This is a genomic window from Sphaerisporangium sp. NPDC005289 (genome assembly GCF_040607455.1).
Taxonomy (GTDB): Bacteria; Actinomycetota; Actinomycetes; order Streptosporangiales; family Streptosporangiaceae; genus Sphaerisporangium; species Sphaerisporangium rhizosphaerae.
Genome location: NZ_JBEXGS010000032.1, coordinates 17443 through 36947 on the forward strand (window position 1 = coordinate 17443; position 19505 = coordinate 36947).

General features: G+C 70.4%; 16 protein-coding genes and 1 pseudogene. 6 read left to right on the forward strand and 11 right to left on the reverse strand.

The features are described from left to right. Positions 1 to 119: 119 nt before the first annotated feature. Together ABZT47_RS36385 and ABZT47_RS36390 are read right to left on the reverse strand one after the other, a co-directional pair. Complete coding sequence (locus ABZT47_RS36385; RefSeq protein WP_354852552.1) at positions 120 to 1700, reverse strand: cellulase family glycosylhydrolase; 1581 nt, start codon at positions 1698 to 1700, stop codon at positions 120 to 122. Between the two features lie 234 nt (positions 1701 to 1934). After that, a pseudogene (locus ABZT47_RS36390) lies at positions 1935 to 2291 on the reverse strand (cellulose binding domain-containing protein); the annotation flags it as partial. Positions 2292 to 2773: 482 nt separating this feature from the next. Here ABZT47_RS36390 and ABZT47_RS36395 point away from each other — a divergent pair. From ABZT47_RS36395 to ABZT47_RS36405, 3 genes are all read left to right on the forward strand, one after another. Beyond that, positions 2774 to 3841, forward strand: a complete 1068-nt coding sequence (locus tag ABZT47_RS36395; protein WP_354852451.1) for a LacI family DNA-binding transcriptional regulator — start codon at positions 2774 to 2776, stop codon at positions 3839 to 3841. A gap of 383 nt (positions 3842 to 4224) precedes the next feature. After that, positions 4225 to 6264, forward strand: a complete 2040-nt coding sequence (locus ABZT47_RS36400; protein WP_354852453.1) for an alpha-L-fucosidase — start codon at positions 4225 to 4227, stop codon at positions 6262 to 6264. A 1126-nt stretch (positions 6265 to 7390) separates the two neighbouring features. After that, complete coding sequence (locus tag ABZT47_RS36405) at positions 7391 to 9688, forward strand: SpoIIE family protein phosphatase (protein WP_354852455.1); 2298 nt, start codon at positions 7391 to 7393, stop codon at positions 9686 to 9688. A gap of 10 nt (positions 9689 to 9698) precedes the next feature. Here the strand turns inward: ABZT47_RS36405 and ABZT47_RS36410 are convergent, their stop codons facing one another. The 3 genes from ABZT47_RS36410 to ABZT47_RS36420 all read right to left on the reverse strand — a co-directional run bounded on the left by ABZT47_RS36410 (position 9699) and on the right by ABZT47_RS36420 (position 11965). After that, on the reverse strand, positions 9699 to 10391 hold the full coding sequence (locus ABZT47_RS36410; protein WP_354852457.1) for a haloacid dehalogenase type II: 693 nt from the start codon (positions 10389 to 10391) through the stop codon (positions 9699 to 9701). Between the two features lie 70 nt (positions 10392 to 10461). Further along, positions 10462 to 11319, reverse strand: coding sequence for a cytochrome c biogenesis protein CcdA (locus ABZT47_RS36415; protein WP_354852459.1), 858 nt, complete (start codon positions 11317 to 11319; stop codon positions 10462 to 10464). A 43-nt stretch (positions 11320 to 11362) separates the two neighbouring features. Continuing rightward, on the reverse strand, positions 11363 to 11965 hold the full coding sequence (locus ABZT47_RS36420; RefSeq protein WP_354852460.1) for a redoxin domain-containing protein: 603 nt from the start codon (positions 11963 to 11965) through the stop codon (positions 11363 to 11365). Positions 11966 to 12402: 437 nt separating this feature from the next. Here ABZT47_RS36420 and ABZT47_RS36425 point away from each other — a divergent pair, with 437 nt between their 5' ends. Next, entirely contained in the window at positions 12403 to 12798 is a 396-nt protein-coding gene (locus ABZT47_RS36425) for a hypothetical protein (protein WP_354852462.1), read from the forward strand. A gap of 254 nt (positions 12799 to 13052) precedes the next feature. Here the strand turns inward: ABZT47_RS36425 and ABZT47_RS36430 are convergent, their stop codons facing one another. Next, positions 13053 to 13748, reverse strand: a complete 696-nt coding sequence (locus ABZT47_RS36430; RefSeq protein WP_354852464.1) for an SDR family NAD(P)-dependent oxidoreductase — start codon at positions 13746 to 13748, stop codon at positions 13053 to 13055. 103 nt (positions 13749 to 13851) lie between these two features. Here ABZT47_RS36430 and ABZT47_RS36435 point away from each other — a divergent pair, with 103 nt between their 5' ends. Then, a complete protein-coding gene (locus tag ABZT47_RS36435; RefSeq protein WP_354852466.1) occupies positions 13852 to 14382 on the forward strand; it encodes a helix-turn-helix domain-containing protein in 531 nt (176 codons plus the stop codon). Between the two features lie 54 nt (positions 14383 to 14436). On the opposite strand, the gene ABZT47_RS36440 is transcribed toward ABZT47_RS36435, so the two are convergent. Continuing rightward, the gene (locus tag ABZT47_RS36440; protein WP_354852468.1) at positions 14437 to 14619 is read right to left on the reverse strand and encodes a hypothetical protein; all 183 of its coding nucleotides are present in this window, start codon (positions 14617 to 14619) and stop codon (positions 14437 to 14439) included. A 187-nt stretch (positions 14620 to 14806) separates the two neighbouring features. On the opposite strand from ABZT47_RS36440, the gene ABZT47_RS36445 reads away from it, so the two are divergent. Then, positions 14807 to 15133, forward strand: a complete 327-nt coding sequence (locus tag ABZT47_RS36445; RefSeq protein WP_354852470.1) for a hypothetical protein — start codon at positions 14807 to 14809, stop codon at positions 15131 to 15133. Between the two features lie 78 nt (positions 15134 to 15211). Here the strand turns inward: ABZT47_RS36445 and ABZT47_RS36450 are convergent, their stop codons facing one another. From ABZT47_RS36450 to ABZT47_RS36465, 4 genes are all read right to left on the reverse strand, one after another. Beyond that, on the reverse strand, positions 15212 to 15688 hold the full coding sequence (locus ABZT47_RS36450; RefSeq protein ID WP_354852472.1) for a GNAT family N-acetyltransferase: 477 nt from the start codon (positions 15686 to 15688) through the stop codon (positions 15212 to 15214). Positions 15689 to 16050: 362 nt separating this feature from the next. Further along, positions 16051 to 17424, reverse strand: coding sequence for a PepSY domain-containing protein (locus ABZT47_RS36455; RefSeq protein ID WP_354852474.1), 1374 nt, complete (start codon positions 17422 to 17424; stop codon positions 16051 to 16053). A gap of 196 nt (positions 17425 to 17620) precedes the next feature. Continuing rightward, a complete protein-coding gene (locus tag ABZT47_RS36460) occupies positions 17621 to 18163 on the reverse strand; it encodes a hypothetical protein (RefSeq protein WP_354852476.1) in 543 nt (180 codons plus the stop codon). Between the two features lie 79 nt (positions 18164 to 18242). Beyond that, positions 18243 to 19493, reverse strand: coding sequence for a hypothetical protein (locus tag ABZT47_RS36465; protein ID WP_354852478.1), 1251 nt, complete (start codon positions 19491 to 19493; stop codon positions 18243 to 18245). Positions 19494 to 19505: the final 12 nt, after the last annotated feature.

The window sequence follows — 19505 nt, forward strand, 5'->3', positions numbered from 1 at the left end:
ACGGCGAGGTGACAGCCGGAGAACTCGCTCGCAAGAGCCGTCCCGTGCCGGCGGGGAATCCCGACAGGGTTCGGCGGGTGCCGTGCCCGCATGGCCACGGCACCCGCTCGTGCGGATCGTCAGCTGGTGCCGCCGGTCACGGTGGTGCCGGATTTGGTGATGTAGTACGTGAGCTGCTTTCCACTCCAGAAGTGGAAGGTGAGGGTGACGCGGCCGTCGTTGACCTCGGCGAAGAACTCGGGCTTGAGAAGGATGGTGCCGGCGCTGTAGTCGGGCTGGAAAGAGCTCCAGAACTCCTTGTACGACGTCCAGTTGGCCGGTCCGGCCCCGCTGCCGTCGGCGTACTTGGCCTCCATGGTGGCGAGCTGGTCACCGCGGAACTGGGTGGGAATCGCGAAGGACGACGTTGTTCCGGTGGCGGCGGTCTGCGTGGGGGTGTCGGAGGAGATGATGCTGATCTGCCACGGCGCGCCCTGGGAGAAACGGGCCTCGATCGTGGCGTTCACCCCGTACGCCCGGTTGCCGGCGAGCCGGGTGAGCGCCGCCGACGTGAGCGTCAACGTCGTGCCCGACACGGTGTAGTCGGTGCCCTGGGTCAGAGCGGTGCTGCCCTGCCGCAACCCCTGGAACGTGGTGCCGTTGAGGTTGAGCGTGAGCGTCCGGCTCGGGATCGTGCCGGTGTGGGGCACGTACACCTGGTCGGAGGAGGCGGTGCCGGAGCGGGTGGTCCAGCTCGCCTTCATCATGTCGAACACGCCCTGGTCCCGCCATCGCAACTGGTTCCTGTCCAGGAACGAGCCCGCGTCCCAGAGCATGGTGGTGAGGTTGCGGGCGCGGGCGTTGTACCCCACGGCCTCGATGTACTTCAGGAACTCGCCGCGCTCGATGATGCCCGGGCGGGTGTAGTCATAGCTGAGCAGTGCCCACTCCCCGATGATCACCGGGATGCCGCGGGAGACGAACGTGGTGCGGACCCGGTCGAACGAAGCGGTCAGGTCCTGCTCGACGTTGCTGTCGTACTTGGTGCCGCCGGCGATGTTCACGCTGAACGGCCACCAGCCGTAGAAGTGGACCGTCGCGGCGAGGTTGGGATCATGCAGAGCGGTGAAGGTGGAGCTCAGCGCGTCCAGGCGGGGCTGTTCGCTGCTGGTGTGCAGCGTGGGCAGCACCAGGACACGGGTGGCGTTGGCTCCGCCGGTCTGGCGTACGAGGCGGACGAACGCGGTGTTGAGCGTGTTGGTCAGCTGATCGCCCTGGGCGTCGTCGGACGTGCCGGCGAACTGCGGTTCGTTGATGCTCTCGAACAGCAGCTTCGGGGAGTAGTCGCGGAAGGTGCCGGCGATCTGGCGCCACAGGGCGGAGTAGCGGTTCATCACCGTCGTGGAGTCGGTGGGGTAGGTGTTGATCCACTGCCAGGAGTCGTGGTGCAGGTTGATCAGCACGTAGAGGCCCTCGGCCAGAGACCAGTCGACGACCTGACGGACGCGGCTCAGCCACGCCGAGTCGATGGTGTAGTCGGGCGCCGCGCCGTGGTGGTTGCTCCACGTGATCGGGATCCGGATGCTCTTGTACCCCTGGGAGCGCACCTGGTGGAGCATGGCCTGCGTGGTGAGCGGGTTGCCCCACGAGGTCTCGTCGGGGATGGCGTCGAAGGTATTGCCCAGATTCCAGCCGGGCTGCATGGCGGCCACGGTGGCCATCGCGTCACCCGGCTGCGGCGAGGGTGATGGACTCGGCGATGGCGATGGCGATGGCGATGGCGATGGCGACGGACTGGGCGAAGGTGACGGCGATGGCGACGGACTGGGCGACGGCGAAGCCGACGGTGACGGACTGGGCGAGGGCGACGGTGAGGGGCTGGCCACTCCGCCGGTGCACTTGACCCCGTTCAGCGTGAAGGACGTCGGCGCGGTGTTGGCGCTGGACCACGACCCGTTGAAGCCGAACGAGACCGTCGCGTTGGTGGCGATGGCCGCGTTCCAGCTGACGTTCGCCGCGGTGACCTGCGCTCCGGAGGAGGTGACCGTCGCGTTCCACGCCTGGGTGACCTGCTGGCCCGAGGGGAAGGTCCACGCGAGCTTCCAGCCGTTGATGGGATCACCCAGGTTGTTAACGCTCACATTCGCGGTGAATCCGCCTGGCCACTGTGATGAGACGGTGTAGGTGACGCCGCAGCCCGCGGCGGCGTTCGCGCTCACGGCCGTCATCATCCCCGTCGGCACGAGCGCGGTCAGCGCGGCGAGGACCGCCCCGATCCGCAGGCGGACCCCCCGCAAGCTGTGCAGTTTCATTGCTCTCCCTCGATGGCGTCAGCCTTCAACGGCGCCGATCGGCGGTCGCTCGATGAGGAGCGGTCGGCTCCAACCGCCGAACCACCTTGAGTGTGGAAAGTTCTTGGCCGAATATCCAGAAACATAAAGTAGGGGTCGACCATGTCTCCGTCCACCCGCCATCGGCGCCGCCGACCTACACGGGCGGCCCGGAAACCTGAACCCTCCACCTCGCCCGACCGTCAAGCGGTCGGATGACTCGATGACCATTGCCTTTGTGGTCGATGCCGGCTTGGCGCCGTTGGATGTGCAGAAAGTTGTGCGCCGCGTCTCCCTGAATGTTTCAAAGCCACTGTGCGCATGACGGCCGCCCCGCGTCCCATCCCGCCCCAGGCCGGCCGGCCGGGGTCGATCCTCGACCTGAACGCGCAAGTCGCCGTCGTGGGCGACGGGTTATCCTTGCGCCGTGAACGGGCCTTCGCGCGGTGCTCACCGCGGGGGCGATGACGAAAGGGGCCAGGTTGTCCTACGCCGAGTCGGGCGGACCCGTCAGCGACCCGGAGCACCAGAAAGGCGACCCGACCCGCCCCGTGACCATCTCCTACATCGCGGAGACGGCCGGAGTCTCGATCCCGACCGTGTCCAAGGTCATCAACGGCCGTCCCGGCGTGGCCGCCGACACCCGCGCCCGTGTCGAGGCGCTGATCAGCGAGTACGGCTACCGCAAGACCAACCGCAGGAACGTGATGGAGCTCGTCTTCGGTGAGCTCGAGGACATGTGGGGCATGGAGATCATCCGCGGCGTCGAGCGGGTGGCCCGTGAACAGCGCGTCGGAGTCGTGCTGACCGAGTTCGGGCCGCCGCAGGATCCGGCGGGACATCCGATCGGCGACACGCTGGCCCGCCGCCCGGCCTGCGTCGTCACGGTCGCCCAACTGTCGCAGGAGCAGCGTGACGAGTTGCGGGCCAAGGACATCCCGTTCGTGGTCTTCGACCCCACGATCGAACTGCCGGACGGCGTCCCGTACGTCGGCGCGACCAACTGGGCGGGAGGCCGGTCGGCGACCCGCCATCTCGTACAACTGGGACACCGCCGCATAGCGATGATCGCCGGACATGACCGGATCCTGTGTTGCCGTGCCCGGCTGGACGGCTATCGCTCGGCCCTTGAGGCCGCGGGCCTGACCGTGGACACCGACCTCGTCGTACGCGCCGAGCTGACCACACAGGGCGGACGTGTGGCCGCGCTCGGCCTGCTGAGCGGACCTGAGCGACCCACTGCGATCTTCGCCTGCAATGACCTGCAGGCGCTCGGCGTCTACCAGGCCGCCCGTGAGCTGGGGCTGCGGATACCGGCGGACGTGAGCGTGGTGGGCTTCGACGACCTGCCCGTCGCCGCGCTCGTCGATCCTCCACTGACCACCGTCCACCAGCCGCTCGCCGAGATGGCCGCCGCCGCCACCGAGTTGGCGCTCGCCCTGGGGCGTGGTGAGGAGACGCCGCAGACCGGCCTCGAGCTGGCCACGACCCTGACGGTTCGGGAGAGCACCTCCTCGCCGGCCGATCAGTGACCGGCGGGCCGGCTTCACCGGGCTCAGGGCGCATCGAGCTGAAACTTTCAGATCGTTGACCGAGAAAATTTCGTTCGAATCGGAGAGCTCCGACCGTCCCTGAGCCGTGAAGCGCCGCTGTGGCGCGCTATTTCGGCCGCACCGGGCGACGACCTCACCGCAGCGGGACTCCTTGACACCATGGCGGTCCACGGTGATCGTGGCGCCGACGCCATCGAATCGATTCCGTGAGGCGCGCTTGCGTCCATGACCGTCCGTGCCTGCCGTACCGCAGGCCTCTCCTCGGCTCACCTCCCAGGGCTCACCTCCCGGGCCCACCGAACATCCGCGCGTCGAAGAAAGGACCACACATGTGGACTGCGGATCGGCGTACGTTCGCGCCGATGATGCGCACTCTTGTCAGAAGAGCGCTCAGTGTGATGTCGGTTCTCGGCCTGGTCGCGGTCGCCCTGGCACCGGCCGACGCCTCCTACGCCGCCACGGTGCAGGTCGCGCCGGTGTCGGCGTCGGACTCACCCGCGACGATCATCGCGAAGGCCGCCGATGTCGTGCCGGCGCCGCGCCAGCTGGCCTGGCAGCGGCTGGAGCAGTACAACTTCCTCCACTTCGGCATCAACACCTTCACCGGCAGAGAGTGGGGCACCGGCACCGAGGACCCGAACGCCTTCCAGCCCACCGGTCTCAACACCGACCAGTGGGCCGCCTCGATCAAGAACGCCGGGTTCAAGGGGGCCATCCTCACCGCCAAGCACCACGACGGTTTTCTGCTCTTCCCCTCCAAGTACAGCAACTTCGGCGTGGCGTCGTCCTCCTGGTCCGGCCGACAGGGTGATGTGGTCAAGAGCTTCACCGATTCCATGCACAAGTACGGGCTGAAGGCCGGTCTGTACGTGTCGCCCGCCGACCTGCACGAGAACCTGTCCGGCGGGCGGTTCGCCAACGGCAGCGCCTCCAGGCAGGTGACGATCCCCGCCGACTCCTCGGAGGTCGTCAACGGAGTGACGTTCCGCTTCAGTTCCGACGACTACAACGCCTATTTCGAGAACACCCTGTACGAGCTGCTGACCCGCTACGGCGGCATCGACGAACTGTGGTGGGACGGCGCCAACCCGACCGGCCGCACCCAGCCCTACAACTTCAAGGACTGGGCCACCATGGTCCGCACGCTGCAGCCCAACGCGGTCATGGAGAACGACGGCGGGCCGGACGTGCGCTGGGTCGGCAACGAGAACGGCTACGCGCGCACCTCGGAATGGTCGGTCGTGCCAGCCACCGGCGATCCCGCGACCGGCGCCGACTCGGTGCTGGGCGTGCCCGGCGGCAACGGCGCCAGTGATCTCGGCAGCGACGGCGTGCTGTCCCAGCGCAAAGCCGACGGGACCAGCGCGTGGAACATGCTGCGATGGTTCCCCGGAGAGTGCAACGGCACCCTGTCGGCCCGCCACAACTGGTTCTGGCAGCCCGGCGAGACCTGGAGACCCCCGAGCGAGCTGCTCGAGATGTACTACGCGTCGGTGGGACGCAACTGCAACATGCTGCTGAACCTCTCCCCGAATCGGCAGGGGCTGCTGGACCAGACGGCGGTGGACACCCTGACCCAGTTCGGCGCCATCGTGTCCTCGACCTTCGCCACCAATCTCGCGAGCGGCGCCGGCGCGGCCAACGACAGCGGCACCTCCGCCACCACCGGGCACACCCCCGACCTGGCGGTGAACGGCGACCTCGACACCTCCTGGCAGCCGACCGGGACCACCGGCGCGCTGGTGCTGACCCTGCCCTCCTCGCGGACCTTCGATGTCATCTCCACCCAGGAGGACCTGCGCATCGGCCAGCGCACGAGGTCGTTCGCCGTGGACTCCTGGAACGGCACCGCCTGGACCCAGATCGCGGCCGATACCACGATCGGCCACAAGAAGCTGATCCGCCTGCCGGCCCCGGTCACCACCAGCCGGGTCAGGCTGCGCATCACCGGCTCCCGGGCCGCCCCCGGCATCGCCGAGTTCGGCCTGCACCTTCGGCCCGCCGGCAGCACATCGCCCGGCTCCACGATCCGGGGCGTGGCCTCGGGCCGATGCCTGGACGTCAACGGCGCCTCCCAGACCAACGGCGTCCAGCTGCAGATCTGGGACTGCAACAGCGGCGCCAACCAGCAATGGGCGGCCACCAACGCGAACGAGCTGCGGGTCTACGGCAACAAGTGCCTGGACGTCAACGGCGCCGGCACCGCCGACGGCACGCCCGTGATCATCTGGGACTGCAACGGGCAGAACAACCAGAAGTGGCGCCTCAACTCCGACGGCACCATCATCGCCGTCGGCGCGAACAAGTGCCTGGACGTCTCCGGTTCCGGCACCGCCAACGGCACCAAGGTCCAGATCTGGTCGTGCACCGGCCAGAACAACCAGAAGTGGACACGACCCTGATCACGTGACCGGCGGTTCTACCCGGTCACCGCGGCCGGGTAGGTCTCGCCGGCCATCGGCGGCACGCAGTCGCCGTCATCAACGTCTCCTGCGACGCGACGTCGGCCATCCACCTCCGGCGATGCCGCGTGTCACCGGACGCGTGATGGCGCAGTCGCCTAAGGTTGCTATGTCCGCATTTATTGGCACGTGCGCCAATGGGCGCGAACTTCGGCCCGGTCTCTGTGTCCACGGGACTGACCCCTGGCCGAGCCGAGCTAAGGTCGGCTATCCGTCGGCTCGCCGCTGACCGGATCTGCCCGCCCGTGGCATCAGATCAATGCGCTCCAAGCGCCTCCGCGCTCCTTTCAAGTACGCCGGAGATCATGGAAGTGCAGCCCGGGAAAGCCGATTCTGCGCGCAACGCTGCCCAGTTGGCCGCCAGCAGCCGAAACGCCCCGCTGCTGATCGCAGAACCGGGGCGTGGGTGACCAAGGGTTTCGGGCATCGGGAGATGAAGCGTGGTGGACGTGGCCGTCCAGGTGTCGGTGGGTGCCGTGCCGAGCGGACTGTATACCGGACATCTCCTCCGGGCCGCCGGTGGGGCGCGTCGTAGGATGGGGCGTACAGGAGTACGGCCCGCAGGCGCCTGACCTCGCCGGACGCGCGTCCCGCCGTCGAGGCGGAAGCCGGTGTGAGAGCCCCTGGCGGAGTTCGGAATGCGCACGGGGTCGGCCGACCGCGAGTGGGCGCGACGACAGGCGTCTCCGGGGTGCCTGGAGGAAAGCACACGATCGCCGTTATCAGAGACGCCGACAGGACGTGACGGAGGCCTTCGGATGAGCCCGTATCGAGGGACGGAGCTGCGGTCCTCGTCGGCGTGGGGCGGCCAAGCCGTCATCGCGGTGTGCGGCGGCCGGGTCGCTGCGGTGTGCGGCGGCCGGGTCGCTGCGGTGTGCGGCGGCCGGGTCGCTGCGGTGTGCGGCGGCCGGGTCACTGCGGCGTGGGGCGGCCGGGTCGCCGCTGCCTGGGGCCGGGGCAGCACGGCGTGGGGCGGGCGGGCGGAGGCGGCTCGACGGCGATCTGTCTTTGGAAGGCACGCGGATGCCGGGCGTTCGCCCATTTCGACGGGACGGGAAGCGCCTCCGTGACGGGCAGCGGGATGGTCGTGCGAGACGCCCGCGAGGACGGGCCCGTTGAGATCCCGGGCGATCTCGCGGCGGCACTGCATCCTGCCGTGTGTGAGGCCGCTGACCGGCTGAACGCCGTCGCGGCGGCCGTCTACCTCCTGACGGCCGACGGCGCCGAACTCAAGGCCGCGATGATCGGCGGCAGCCCACCGTCGGTCTTCACGCTCCCGGGCCGCATGGCGCTCGACGCTCCTTACGCCTCCGCACGAGCCGTGTTGGACGGGACGGTGGCGGTCCTGGCCGATCCGGATCCGCGGGCCGACGACCGTCCGGGGGGCACGCCCTATCCGTACACCGTGGCAGCGGCCCCCCTCTGGGCAGGAGAGCACCGCTTCGGCGCCCTGACGGTCCTCCGGCCCGAGGACAGAGGCGGCTATGCCGACGAAGATCGCGCGGTGCTCAAGACGATCGGCGACCGGCTCGCCGTCGTCCTCGACGCCCTCGCCGCCCGTCGCGGGCCGATCACACCCGGGCATCTGCCCGTGCTCGTCCCCGTGTTCGACGCGGCGAAGGCCCAGCCGTATCCGGCGAACGCCGGTGAGGCCGCCCCGGGCGCCGAGTCGCCGGCCGGATCGGCCGGCCTCGCCGTCTGGGGAGTGCCGGGGGTCCCCGGATCGGCCGGCCTGAGCCTCATGTATCCGCTGCAGCGGCTGGCCGACATGCTGAACCGGGCGACCACCATGGATCACGTCGTCGGAGCGGCACGGTTCTGCGTCATGTCGCCGTTCCACGCCCGGGCAATGGTGCTGGCCTCGGTGGGCGACGGGCGCCTGTGGGTCATCGGGCACAGCGGTGACTCCTCCGACCTCGTGCACGAGCTCCACGGCTCAGGGCTGCACGCCCACACGCCCGCCGCCCAGGCGGTCGCGGGACGTGCGCTCTTCGTCTCGGGTGACCCGGACCGGCCGGCCGCCGAGGGCCTCGATCATGAGATGTACGCCGCCGCCTACCTTCCGCTCATCGGAAGCAGACATGTCATCGACGTGCCGTTCACCGGGAGCGACCACGTGGTCGGCGTCTGCTGCCTGTCCTTCGGCGGACCTCGGCGCTTCGCCCCCGAGGAGAGGGCCGTCCTCACCATGATGGCCGGGTGGCTGGGTTCGGCCGTCGAACGCATCGAACTGACCAGGAAGCGGCAGGCGTACGCCGAATGCCTGCAGAAGAGGCTGCTCCCGCCCGTACTGCCGGACGTGCCGAGACTCACCACCACGGCCCGCTACCAGCCCGCCGCCGCCACCTACGAGGTGGGTGGCGACTGGTACGACCTGATCGAATCGCCGGACGAGCGCGTCGTGCTGGTCATCGGTGACGTGGAGGGCCACACCTTGGAGAGCGCCGCGGTCATGGGCCAGCTGCGCAGCGCGGTGGCGGCGTACGCGACGGAGGGCCATGGGCCGGCGGCGCTCCTCGAGCGGACCGGCGCGCTTCTCTCCCGGCTTGGCACCGACCTGCTCGCCACGTGCTGCGTCGTCGCCCTGGACACGGCGGACGGCCACGCCGAGGTGGCGCTCGCCGGCCATCCGGCACCGCTCCTGCGATGCTCCGACGGCGTCCTCCGTACCCTGGAGGCCCCGGCCAACGTGCCGCTCGGAGTGGCCGCGCCGACTCCCTACCGTGCGCGGGAGCACACGCTGACGGCGGGGTCGGTGCTCATGCTGTACTCGGACGGGCTGGTCGACCCGCGCGTCGAGGACCCCGGTGATGGTGCAGCCGCGATCTTCCGTTCCGCCGCCCTCGAGGCGGGCGCCGATCTCGAGAAGCTGGCCGACCGCCTCCTCACCGAGGCACCCGATCCGCGGCGCCGCCGCGACGACGTGGCGCTGCTCCTGGCCCGCTACGAAGGCGCCGAAGACGTGCCCCGCACGGGGCACCTGCACATCGAGGCACGCGACTTGCGGGGGGCCAAGGAGGTCCGGGGCCTGGTGCATGACCTGCTGTGCCAGTGGGGCCTGACGGAGGTGTCGGAGGACCTGCAGCTCGTCACCTCCGAGGTCGTCACCAACGCGCTCATCCACGCGGGCACCGACGTCGACGTGCGGCTGCGCGCGTTCGCCGATCGCGTCCGCCTCGAAGTACGGGACTCCGACAGCGATCCGCCGGTGCCTTCCCCCTTCTCCCTGTCCGAGGAAGGCAGCGCTGAGGCGGAGCACGGACGCGGCCTGTTCCTGGTGGAGGCACTGGCCAGCGCGTGGAACAGCTCGCCGAGCGGGCGCGGTAAGACGGTCTGGCTGGAGATCGCCATCCCGGCCTCGTGACGGGCGGATCCTAAGCCCACCGGCCCGCGAGGGTCACGAGGTCGGGCGCGGTCACCCGCGGGACGGTCATCGTGCCCGGATAGGGCAGACCGCGCCGGTTCAGCCAGGCCCCGGTCAGGCCGGCGCGCTGGGCGCCGTCGATGTCCCAGGGGTGCACGGCGACCAGGGCCGCCTGGTCCGGCCGGACGCCGGTCGCGCCGAGCGCGTACTCGTAGGCGGCCCGGGCCGGCTTCCAGGCGCGGGGAGCGCTGACGTCCAGCCGCGCCTCCACCAGGTCGAGCAGCCCCTCGCGGGCGAGGATGCCCTCGGTCATCGCCGCGGCGCCGTTGGTCATGGTGAACAGCCGGATGCCGCTCTGGTGCAGCAGGCGCATCCCCTCAGGGATGTCGGGATGCACCCGCAACCGTCTGAACGCGCCCAGCACGTGATCGACCGCCGTGCCGGGGTCGACGTCGCCGTCCGTGGCACCCCTGCTCACGAGCAGTTCCTTTAACACCTCGGCGGCGATGTCGGCGAAGTCGGCGTATCCCCCGGCCACGGTGAGCGCGAATCCGTCGCGCAGCACGCTCGCGAACCAGGTGTCCATCGAATCACGGGGAAGGCCGGCCTCCTCGAACCGGTCGCGCAGCGGCTCCATGTCGGTGAGGGTCTCGTTCACATCGAAGATCACTGCCTGTGGCCTGGTCACGGACGGCTCGGTCATGATCTCTCCTCGAAGGTCGAAGGCAACGTGGTCACGCGCGCAGCACGATCACCTGGTGACGATGAGCTTGTCACCTGATACGTGTGATCTTCCTGCGTCGTATGCGTCGGAGTGCGGACGCGCCGAGGATGAGTGCGGTGAGCATGAGGGCGATGCCGCCCGCGCCGAGGGTCTCCACCCAGGAGGAGAGCGTGCCCTGGACGGTGACGGCGGCGTGCACGAGCGGGTCCCCGCTGGGGGCGCCGGAGTAGATGCGCAGCTCGTACCAGCCGTAGTAGATGACGTACAGTCCGGCGGGCAGGAGCAGGACGCCGCTGATCCGGGACAGGTAGGGCAGCAGCCGTCGCAGGCGCGCCACCGCGGCGGCGTGGGCCAGCGCGACGGTCAGCGACAGCAGCGCGATGACCAGTGCCATGCCGAGCGCGTAGGCCACGAAGATCGCCAGCCCGCCGGGCAGGCCGCCGCTCGCCACGGAGGCGGAGACGACCGCGAGGAACGGCCCGATCGTGCAGGACAGCGACGCCACCGCGTACGACAGGCCGTAGCCGTACAACGACACGACCGAGGTGGTGGTAGGACGGCCGGTGGCCAGCCGGGGCACGCGCAGCAGCAGCTCGCGACCGGCCAGCAGCCATCCGCCCAGGCCCAGCAGGAGAACGCCGATGATGATCGTCACCCAGGGCAGGTAGCGGCCGACCGAGAGGGCCAGCGGGGTCACGGCCAGCCCGAACAGGCCGAAGACGGTGACGAACCCGGCGCTCATCGCCGCCGACAGGACCAGCGCCCGGCTTACCGGGCGGCGGGGGGAGGATGTGTCGCCGGTGATGAGCAAGGTGAGGTAGGCCGGCAGCATCGCGAACCCACACGGGTTGAAGGCGGCCACCAGACCCGCCGTCAGCGCCAGCGCGAGCGGCAGGCCGGCGATCATCGGCGGCCTGCCCCGCTACGGGTGTCCGGCGGCATGAGGGGTCTCATCCGGCCAGGCGCTGGACGAGGTCGGCCAGTTCGGCGGAGTCGAGCGGGCCCGACACCTTGGCCGTCACCCCGTCGGGTCTCATGAACACGTACGTGGACTGCCGGCTGATGCCGAGCTTGGTCCACACCGTGCCCTTCTCATCCGACAGGTGCACGATGGTGCCGGTGCCGGTGCGCTGGACGAACTCCTTCATCGCCGCCTCGGTGTCCAGACCGGCGACCCCGACGAACCTCACCCGGGTGAACCTGGCCGCGGTGGCCTTGACCGCGGGCGCCTCGGACAGGCAGTTGGGACACCACGGCGCCCAGAACCAGAAGACGACCGGCTTGCCCGCCAGGCTCGCCCCCTCGAACCTCTCACCCTTCAGGGTCGTCGCGCTGAACCGCAGCGCGTCGGGCACGGCGACCCGGCCCGACGCCGACGACGCCGCCGATGCCGACGCCGATGCCGACGTGGCAGGCGGCAGGGCGGCAGACGGTGGAGAGGCGCCGCCGACCGGATCGGCTGCCCGACTGCCGTTGAGGCCGCCACACGCGGACACCAGCAACGCCGCTGACAGGGCGACGACCGCCACGCGGGCTCCGCGAACTGGGATCATGCGACCAGATTAGGTACAGGAACAGCGCCGAAACCTTACGAGCCGATGACGACACCGGCGGCAGCGCCTGCGACGCCATCCGGAAGCCGGTCCAGTGCATTGACGCGCCTTCGCTGAGACAAGCGGCTGGCTGGCCGAGGGCGGATCACCCGCCTCCGCGTGAGCGCGTTGGACGGACAAGGTGAGGCGGACAAGGTGAAGTCGCCCCGGATGTGTGGACAGGCTGTTAGGTGGGCGCGCCCCCGCTGCACGTCCGGGCAGGTCGGCCCCTCGCCCGGCCGGATCCTTCAGCCTGAGGCCCTGACATGCCGGCGGACGTCGGAGTGAACATCTCCGCACACGGGCGCATCTAAGGAGGGGAACGCCAAGATCAGTGACCCTTGGCGGCCCCCACAAGAAACGGGACGGACATGACTTCCAACGCCGGAATTCTCATCGTGACCGCGGTAGTGACCCTCTCGTCCGCGCCCGCCCTCTCCGGAACGGCATCGGCCGCCACCGGGACGAGGGCCGGCACACCTGCGTCCGCTTCCAGGTACTACTGCAGCGCGAACGCCTTCATCGCCCGCCGCAACAACACGCAGTACGGGATATCCGGGGAGATCACCGGATGCCGCGGCTACCTTCAGATCAAGTGCTGGCCGATCCACCGGCACAGCCTCAAGTGGCACACCCACGGCATACGCGTCAACGTGGCCAGAAGCGGCAGCGGCGTCTCCGGGAAGTCCGGTTGGATCAAGGGCACCAACGGCGACCGCTACAAGGCCAAGTGCAGCTTCTACCAGGACCACAAGTACGTCGCCGGCATCACCACCCGCACGATCAAGCTCTGAGAGCGGCCAGGAAGTGTCCGTTGGATCTTGATCGTTCAACGGTCCTCCCGGTTCCTGCCGCGGCCGATCACGGACGTGTGCGCCGATCACGGGCATGGTGCCGGCGCGACGACGGCCGCACCCGCGGCCTGCGGCGGTCGGCGACGGTTCAGCCGGGGGAGCGCACCAGGTATCCGGAAACTGTCGGCGCTAACGTGGCAGAGCGCCGGGTGCGTATCTCCGGGCGCGATCGACCGGCCGGCGGTGCTGCAGGTCTACCATGGCACCCTGCCGGCCGTGTTCGTGAAGGTGCCCGTGGGGGTTCCCGGGGGCGCGGTCGCCGCCGCGACGATGGCTCGCGCCCCCTCCTCCACCGTCTGCCGCCCGCGGTGACCGTTCAGGTCGGTGGCCGTGTAGCCGGGGTCCACGGCGTTGAACCTGATTCCGGGCAGGGCCTTGGCGTAGTGGATGGTGAGCATGTTCAGCGCCGCCTTCGACGACGCGTACGCAGGCGCCGGCACGTAGTCGGGCGCGAGCGAAGGGTCTTCGTTGATGGCGAGTGAGCCGAGCCCGCTGCTCACGTTGACGACGACCGGGTGCGACGCGGCTGCGAGCAGCGGCAGGAACGCGTTGGTCACTCGTACAGGTCCGAAGACGTTCGGCTCGTATACCGCCCGCAGCGCATCCGCTGTCAGGTCCTGTGCCGTGGCGCGCGGCACGGAGACGCCCGCGTTGTTGACGAGGACGTCGACCCGGCCGGCCTCCTCACGTACGGTCGCGGCCGCGGCACGCACCGACGCCTCCTCGGTGACGTCGAGGAGCAGGGGGCGTGCGCCGAGGTCGGCGGCGGCCCGCTCGGTCCGCTCCGCGTCCCGGCCACTCACGTAGACGGTGTGTCCCAGTTCGACGAGCCGCCTGGCGGTTTCGCGGCCGAGGCCCTTGTTGGCGCCGGTGATCACTGTGATGGTCATGCGGCCACCATGGCCCAGTGACGCCGGGACAGACAGAGTACCCGTCGACGGGGGGACTGCCTGTACCAGGCTGTCTTTCGGATGATGGCGGACAATAGGCGGTATGAGCAGCGCACCCACCGGACCCGCGGACCGTGCCGACCTGGGCGCGGCCCTGCGCCACTGGAGGGACCGGCTGCCGCCCGGGGAGGTCGGGCTGCCGTCGGGCGGGGTGCGGCGCGCGCCGGGTCTGCGCCGCGAGGAACTGGCCCAGCTGGCCGGGCTGTCCGTCGACTACGTGGTCCGCCTCGAACGCGGACGGGCCACGTCCCCGTCTGCCCAGGTGCTCACTGCTCTGTCCCGCGCACTGCGCCTGTCGGTGTCCGAACGCGATCACCTGTACCTGCTCGACAGCCGGCGCTTCGGTGAGCTGTGGGCCGCGCACGCGGTCGGCAGGTACGGCATCGGGGACACCAAGGTCGTGCACCACCCGGACGTGGGTGCGGTGACCGTGGACTGCGATGTCCTCACCGTGCCGGGGTCCGATCTGCGCATCGTCGTCTACTCCGCGCCGCCCGGCACCACGACCGCCGCGCAGTTCGAGCTACTGAACGTGGTCGGGACCCAGCGGATGACGAGCCGGCGCCCTACCTGACACGCGGCCGCGCGTCATCCCGGGACCGTCTCCCACCTCGGCGGAGGCGGGGTGTCAGTGGTGCTGACCGGCGCGTAGGACGCCGAGCAGCGCGAGGCGGTCGGCGGTGTCCGTGCCGGGCGCGGGAACGAAGAGCGCCAGGATCTGTGACCGGTCTTCTTCCAGGAGCGCTTGGCAGTCGAATTCGAGCAGACCCGTCTCGGGGTGCCGGATGCGTTTGCGCCGGGAGCACGTCATGACCGATCACCGTCCGAGGACCCCTGCGGGTTCTGTTCGGCGTCGGAGGCTTGGACGAGGTGCGCGAGGAGTACGCGCGCCGCCTCGACGGCCGGCAGAAGTGGGAGAGCCTGTCGCGTGCCGCCCACGGTTCCGCGGCGGACGCGGCGCGGCGGCACACCCTCGAGCCCTTCTCCGAAAGGTTGTCATGAGCGCGGGCACCCCGGAGGAGGCTCTGGCGTCCCGGGTGGAGCGGGTCCGGGAAGCGGCGGGCGAGCGGATCGCCGACATCACGCTGAACCTCTTCGTGGCCGGCGTCGGCGTCACAGTGGCCGACATCGACCTGTCGCCGCTCGGCACGGCCATGGGCGTGCCGCCCGAGACCCTCGCGGAACTGCCCAGCGTCCTGATCGGCTCGCCGCAGGAGATCGCCGACACTCTGCTGCGGTACCGCGAGGAGTACGGCATCGGTTACATCAGCGTCATGGAGGATCACATGCGGACGTTCGCCGAGGTCATTCCGCTGCTGCGATGACCTCCGGCCGCACGACCCTTGCTCCGGCCGAGCACCCCGCCGGCCCCCTTACGGCCGCGACGCCGTCACGCGGGGCGCTCACTCGCGTGCCTTCCGCATGATGAGCGGGGTCATGGCGCGCTCGGGGAGGTAGGCCACCTCTCGCCATCCCCTTTTCCGGCCGAGGCCGAGGGCCGCCGTGGCGGCCGGATGGGTGGCCAGCCAGCGTGGTCCGCCGCACGCGACCGCCAGCAGGGAGTCGTGCAGGCGGGTGCCGATTCCCTGTCCTCGCGTCTCGGGCAGTACGGCCAGCTCCTTGAGGGTGAAGTCGTCCGCGCTCGGATGCCCCGCCAGGGCCGCGAGGCGGGAGGCCAGATGCCCGTAGGCGAAGCCGCACACCTGTTCGCCGTCCATGGCGAGGGCGAGCACGAAGCCCGGTTGGTGCAGGTCGACCAGCATGCGGACCGCTACGCTGCGGGCGAAGCCGTGCGGTTCACACCAAGGTGGTCCGGTGAACACCCGGCCGCCCACTTCGGCCACCATCGACTGGTAGGTCGCGGCTTGCGACCCGCTCACCAGGCGGATATGCGGAGGCGCGGCGCCCGACCGCCCGGCCGGATAGCGCTGCAAGGAAGCTTCATCGGGCGCCGCGGTCACACATGCAGTCTCCCACAGGTGCGAAGAACTCGCTATTGCATCTATTTCGCAGCCGAAGGAGAGCCTCGCTGATCTCCTTCGACCGCCGTCACCTGCGGGGAACGCGCTCTTGTGATCCGAGCTCGTCGTCCCCACTGTCGAGCTCACCAATCTGCCGCGAGGGTGCGCCTTCCGGCCCCGCCGCACCCGGGCCGACGCCGCGTGTGAGATGGTGCCGGAGATGTCCGCAGGGCACAGCCGGGTCGCCCGCCACCATCCCGTGGATGGTCGCGGTGCGTGGGTCAGGTGGAGCGCTTGACCAGGCCGAGTACGACGTCGATGGCCAGGAAGGCCAGTAGTGAGATGCCGAGCAGGGGGATGAACACGCCCACCGCGATCGCGACCACTCCTATGGACAGCAGTACGGGCACGGGCGCCGCGCGCCAGCCGCCGCGCGCGTAGGGGGCGGCGAAGCCTCGGGTGGGCCGCCGTTGCCACCACATCCGGTATCCCAGGATGATCATGGAGATCAGCGCGAGGGCGAGTGCGGCCAGGACGATCTGGTTGGCCAGGCCGAACAGCACGCCCATGTGCCCGTCGATGCCCCAGCGGGTCAGCTTGGCGGCCAAGGGGTAGTCGGCGAAACGCAGTTCGCCGGTCACCTGGCCGCTCGCCGGGTCGACCGCGACCTGGTCGTTGCGCTGAGGCCACTGGCGGTCCATCTCCTTGACCGTGAAGGCGCCGCCCGCCTTGGCGGGCCAGGCGATCTCCAGCGGCCCGGACAGTCCGGCGCCCGCCGCGGCTCGCACGATGCGGTCGGCGTCGTCCTCGGTGGTGGGCCCGTCGCCGTGCCCGGAGTGGCCGGAGTGCCCCGGAGCGGTGGCGGGCAGGGACGGGGTGGACCAGCTGAGCGCGGTCTGGAGCTTGTCGACGTTCGCTCCCGCGTACTTCGACCAGGTCAGGCCGGTCGCGGACAGGAACAGCAGGCCGACGGTGATCCACAGGCCCACCGAGCCGTGCCAGGACAGGGTGCGCCGCAGACCCTTCGCCTTGCGGTCGGGCCGCAGGGTGCGGCGACGGTGGGTCAGCCACAGCACGACACCGCCGAGCGCGACGACCCACAGCCAGCTCGCCGCCAGTTCGCTGTACACGCGTCCGGGCTCGCCCAGGTGCAGATGGCGGTGCAGGCTCGAGATCCAGGCGCGCACGGGCAGCGCGCCCGAACTGCCGTAGCTCGGCAGCGCGCCGCGGACCTGGCCGGTGTACGGGTCGACGAAGACCGCCAGTTGGGTGCTCTCCGGCAGGCCCTCCGCGTTGAGCAGGACGCGGGTGGTCTCTCCCGGTTCGGAGGCGGGCCGCACGGCGCCGATCGCCCCCTGCGGATGCGCCTGCCGGGCGGCGGCGATCTGCCGGGCGGCGGCGATCTGCCGCGCCAGGGGGAGCGGCGCCTGGTCGGCGGGCGGAAGCGGAGCGGTGAGTTCGTGGGCGTGGACGACCTTCTCCAGCTGGAAGGAGGAGGCGTACAGCAGGCCGGTGGTGGCGGCCACCAGCAGGAAGGGCGCCACGAGGATGCCGGCGTAGAAGTGCAGGCGCAGCAGCAGCGCTCGCGTGGCCGGCCAGGCGGTGGAACGGGAGCGTTCGGGAGCAGGCTGAAGCTCGCGCACGTCAGAGGTCATGAAAGGTCTCCGTTCACGGAGGCGCGCACAGGTGGACGCGCGCCTCGGCGGGGTTCGTCATGGGGACGTCGCGGTGCCCTGGCCCGCGAGCACGGCCGCCGTGGTGGCGGCCGGCGCGCGGCGCGGAGCAGGCGACGACCGGAGACCGGCCGGGACGGCCCGCGCCGGTGAAGGTCTCACGGGCACGTGGCCCGGATCAGATGACGACGACCCCCGCCGGCGGCCCGCGCCTGGAGACGGCCGAGGCGAGCAGCCGGGTGAGGAACAAAGACGCGCCGTCCCCGTGGCGCCGTGGCACGAGGCGTGGTGCGGACGGCGTGGCCACCCGCACCAGCAGGGTCACCACGGCCGCGACGAGCAGGCGCAGCAGCGTGGCCAGCGCCGTCTCCCCGCGTTCCAGCCAGTGAGCCGACAGCAGCGCGGTCACCGTGTGCGCCAGCAGCATCGCCACACCCACGGCCAGCCCGCCGTGCCCGTGACCGTGAACCGGTGGCGGCCGCATCGCCGCGGAGAACAGGTGGTGCAGGCCGTACTGGGTGACGAACGCCGCGGCGAGCAGGGCTCCCAGGCCCCGCTGCCGCCGGGAGAGCACGTAGGCGCCACCCGTCACCAGCGCCGTCGCCCCGACGAAGACCGCCACGTCGATGGTGGCGCCGCCGGCCAGCGCGTGCATGCCCAGCGACACCGCCACGCACACCACCGCGAACACGGTGGCGCGCAACAGGCGCAGAACGGGCATGCCCCTCATCGTGACAGAAATCCATGATCCTGCCGAGTGGCGGAAGCCTTTGTCACCGCCGCATCCGGTAGAGACCCGGTCATGGCGGGCCGGCGGACGCCATGACCGGCCGGACGGCGTGGGCGGCGCTGATCGCGTTGTACACCGCCAGCTCGGTCGTCGGCCCCTCCGCCAGCAGCAGACCCGTGCACGCCCCCTGGTCGCCGAGATCCGTCACTCTCGTCCCGATCGTCATGGTCGGATACCACTCCGGTGAGCCGGGATGCGAGGCCAGCTCCTCCAGTCCGTCCACCCTCCGCAAGGTTCCGGGCCGGTCGGGGTAGACGAGCACGGTCGCCGTCGCCCCCGTTCCGCCTCCCCGCGCCGAGATGGCGCCCAGGTCCGGAACGGCGTCGAGCAGCGCGGGTGCACGGCCCAAGGCCATGTCGACCATCGCCTCATAGACGTTGACCCCGAGGGAGCGGCACATCGCCTCGCCCGCGAGGCACCCGCCGATCCGGCCGTTGATCTCGACCAGTTCGGGCCCTTTCACCGTCCAGACGAACTCGACGTGCGCGAACCCGCGCGTGTGCCCCACCAGGGCGAGTACCTGCGCCACCCACTGTTCGACGCCGGCCAGATCGGGCTCGGGCAGCATCGCGGGGAACGACAGCAGTTCCTCACGGCCGAACCAGCGCGCCGACGTCAGCCGCCCGGAGACGCCGAGCAGCCGGGTACGGCCCTCCCAGGTCAGCGTCTCGGCGCTGTAGAGCGGTCCGGTGATGTACGGCTCGGCGAACAGGCCGCCCATGAAGGACCGTCCGGCCGCCTCGGCGAGCGCGAGCTCCAGTTGCCCGGTGGTACGGGCGAGCCATACGTTGCGCGAGCCCGTGCCCGCGGAGTCCTTCAGGACGGCCGGCAGTCCGACCGCCTTCTCCACCATGGTCGCCGTCGCGCCGGGCGAGACCGGGACGGCCGCGTTCAGGGACGGGTTCCGCTCGTGCAGGAGGCGGCGCACCGCGAGCTTGTCGCGGAGCACGCGCGCCGTTTCGCGGTTCGGACCCGGCAGGCCGAACCGGGCGGCCAGCTCGGCTCCGGGCACCATCCAGGTGTCGGTCGAGCAGATCAGGCCGCGGAGTTCCGGCAGCGATGCCAGCACCGCCGAACACCTGGTGAGGGCACGCGTGTCGACATCGACGATCTCCAGCGCGTCCGTCGGCAGGCGCTGGAGTTCGTGACGGTAGATGTCCCGGTCTCCCGTCAGGAGGCACAGACGTTCCCCGGCCTTGCCGGCCGCCGCCACCATGCGACTCAAACCGAAGGTCAGCGCTTCCAGTACGGCGATGGTCACCCGGCCCTCCCG

Bases quoted from the DNA above. Each gene is read 5' to 3' on its own strand.
- ABZT47_RS36385 (WP_354852552.1), bottom strand. From the start codon at position 1,700: ATGGCCACCGTGGCCGCCATGCAGCCCGGCTGGAATCTGGGCAATACC.
- ABZT47_RS36395 (WP_354852451.1), top strand. From the start codon at position 2,774: ATGACGAAAGGGGCCAGGTTGTCCTACGCCGAGTCGGGCGGACCCGTC.
- ABZT47_RS36400 (WP_354852453.1), top strand. From the start codon at position 4,225: ATGATGCGCACTCTTGTCAGAAGAGCGCTCAGTGTGATGTCGGTTCTC.
- ABZT47_RS36410 (WP_354852457.1), bottom strand. From the start codon at position 10,391: ATGACCGAGCCGTCCGTGACCAGGCCACAGGCAGTGATCTTCGATGTG.
- ABZT47_RS36415 (WP_354852459.1), bottom strand. From the start codon at position 11,319: ATGATCGCCGGCCTGCCGCTCGCGCTGGCGCTGACGGCGGGTCTGGTG.
- ABZT47_RS36420 (WP_354852460.1), bottom strand. From the start codon at position 11,965: ATGATCCCAGTTCGCGGAGCCCGCGTGGCGGTCGTCGCCCTGTCAGCG.
- ABZT47_RS36430 (WP_354852464.1), bottom strand. From the start codon at position 13,748: ATGACCATCACAGTGATCACCGGCGCCAACAAGGGCCTCGGCCGCGAA.
- ABZT47_RS36435 (WP_354852466.1), top strand. From the start codon at position 13,852: ATGAGCAGCGCACCCACCGGACCCGCGGACCGTGCCGACCTGGGCGCG.
- ABZT47_RS36440 (WP_354852468.1), bottom strand. From the start codon at position 14,619: ATGACGTGCTCCCGGCGCAAACGCATCCGGCACCCCGAGACGGGTCTG.
- ABZT47_RS36445 (WP_354852470.1), top strand. From the start codon at position 14,807: ATGAGCGCGGGCACCCCGGAGGAGGCTCTGGCGTCCCGGGTGGAGCGG.
- ABZT47_RS36455 (WP_354852474.1), bottom strand. From the start codon at position 17,424: ATGACCTCTGACGTGCGCGAGCTTCAGCCTGCTCCCGAACGCTCCCGT.
- ABZT47_RS36460 (WP_354852476.1), bottom strand. From the start codon at position 18,163: ATGCCCGTTCTGCGCCTGTTGCGCGCCACCGTGTTCGCGGTGGTGTGC.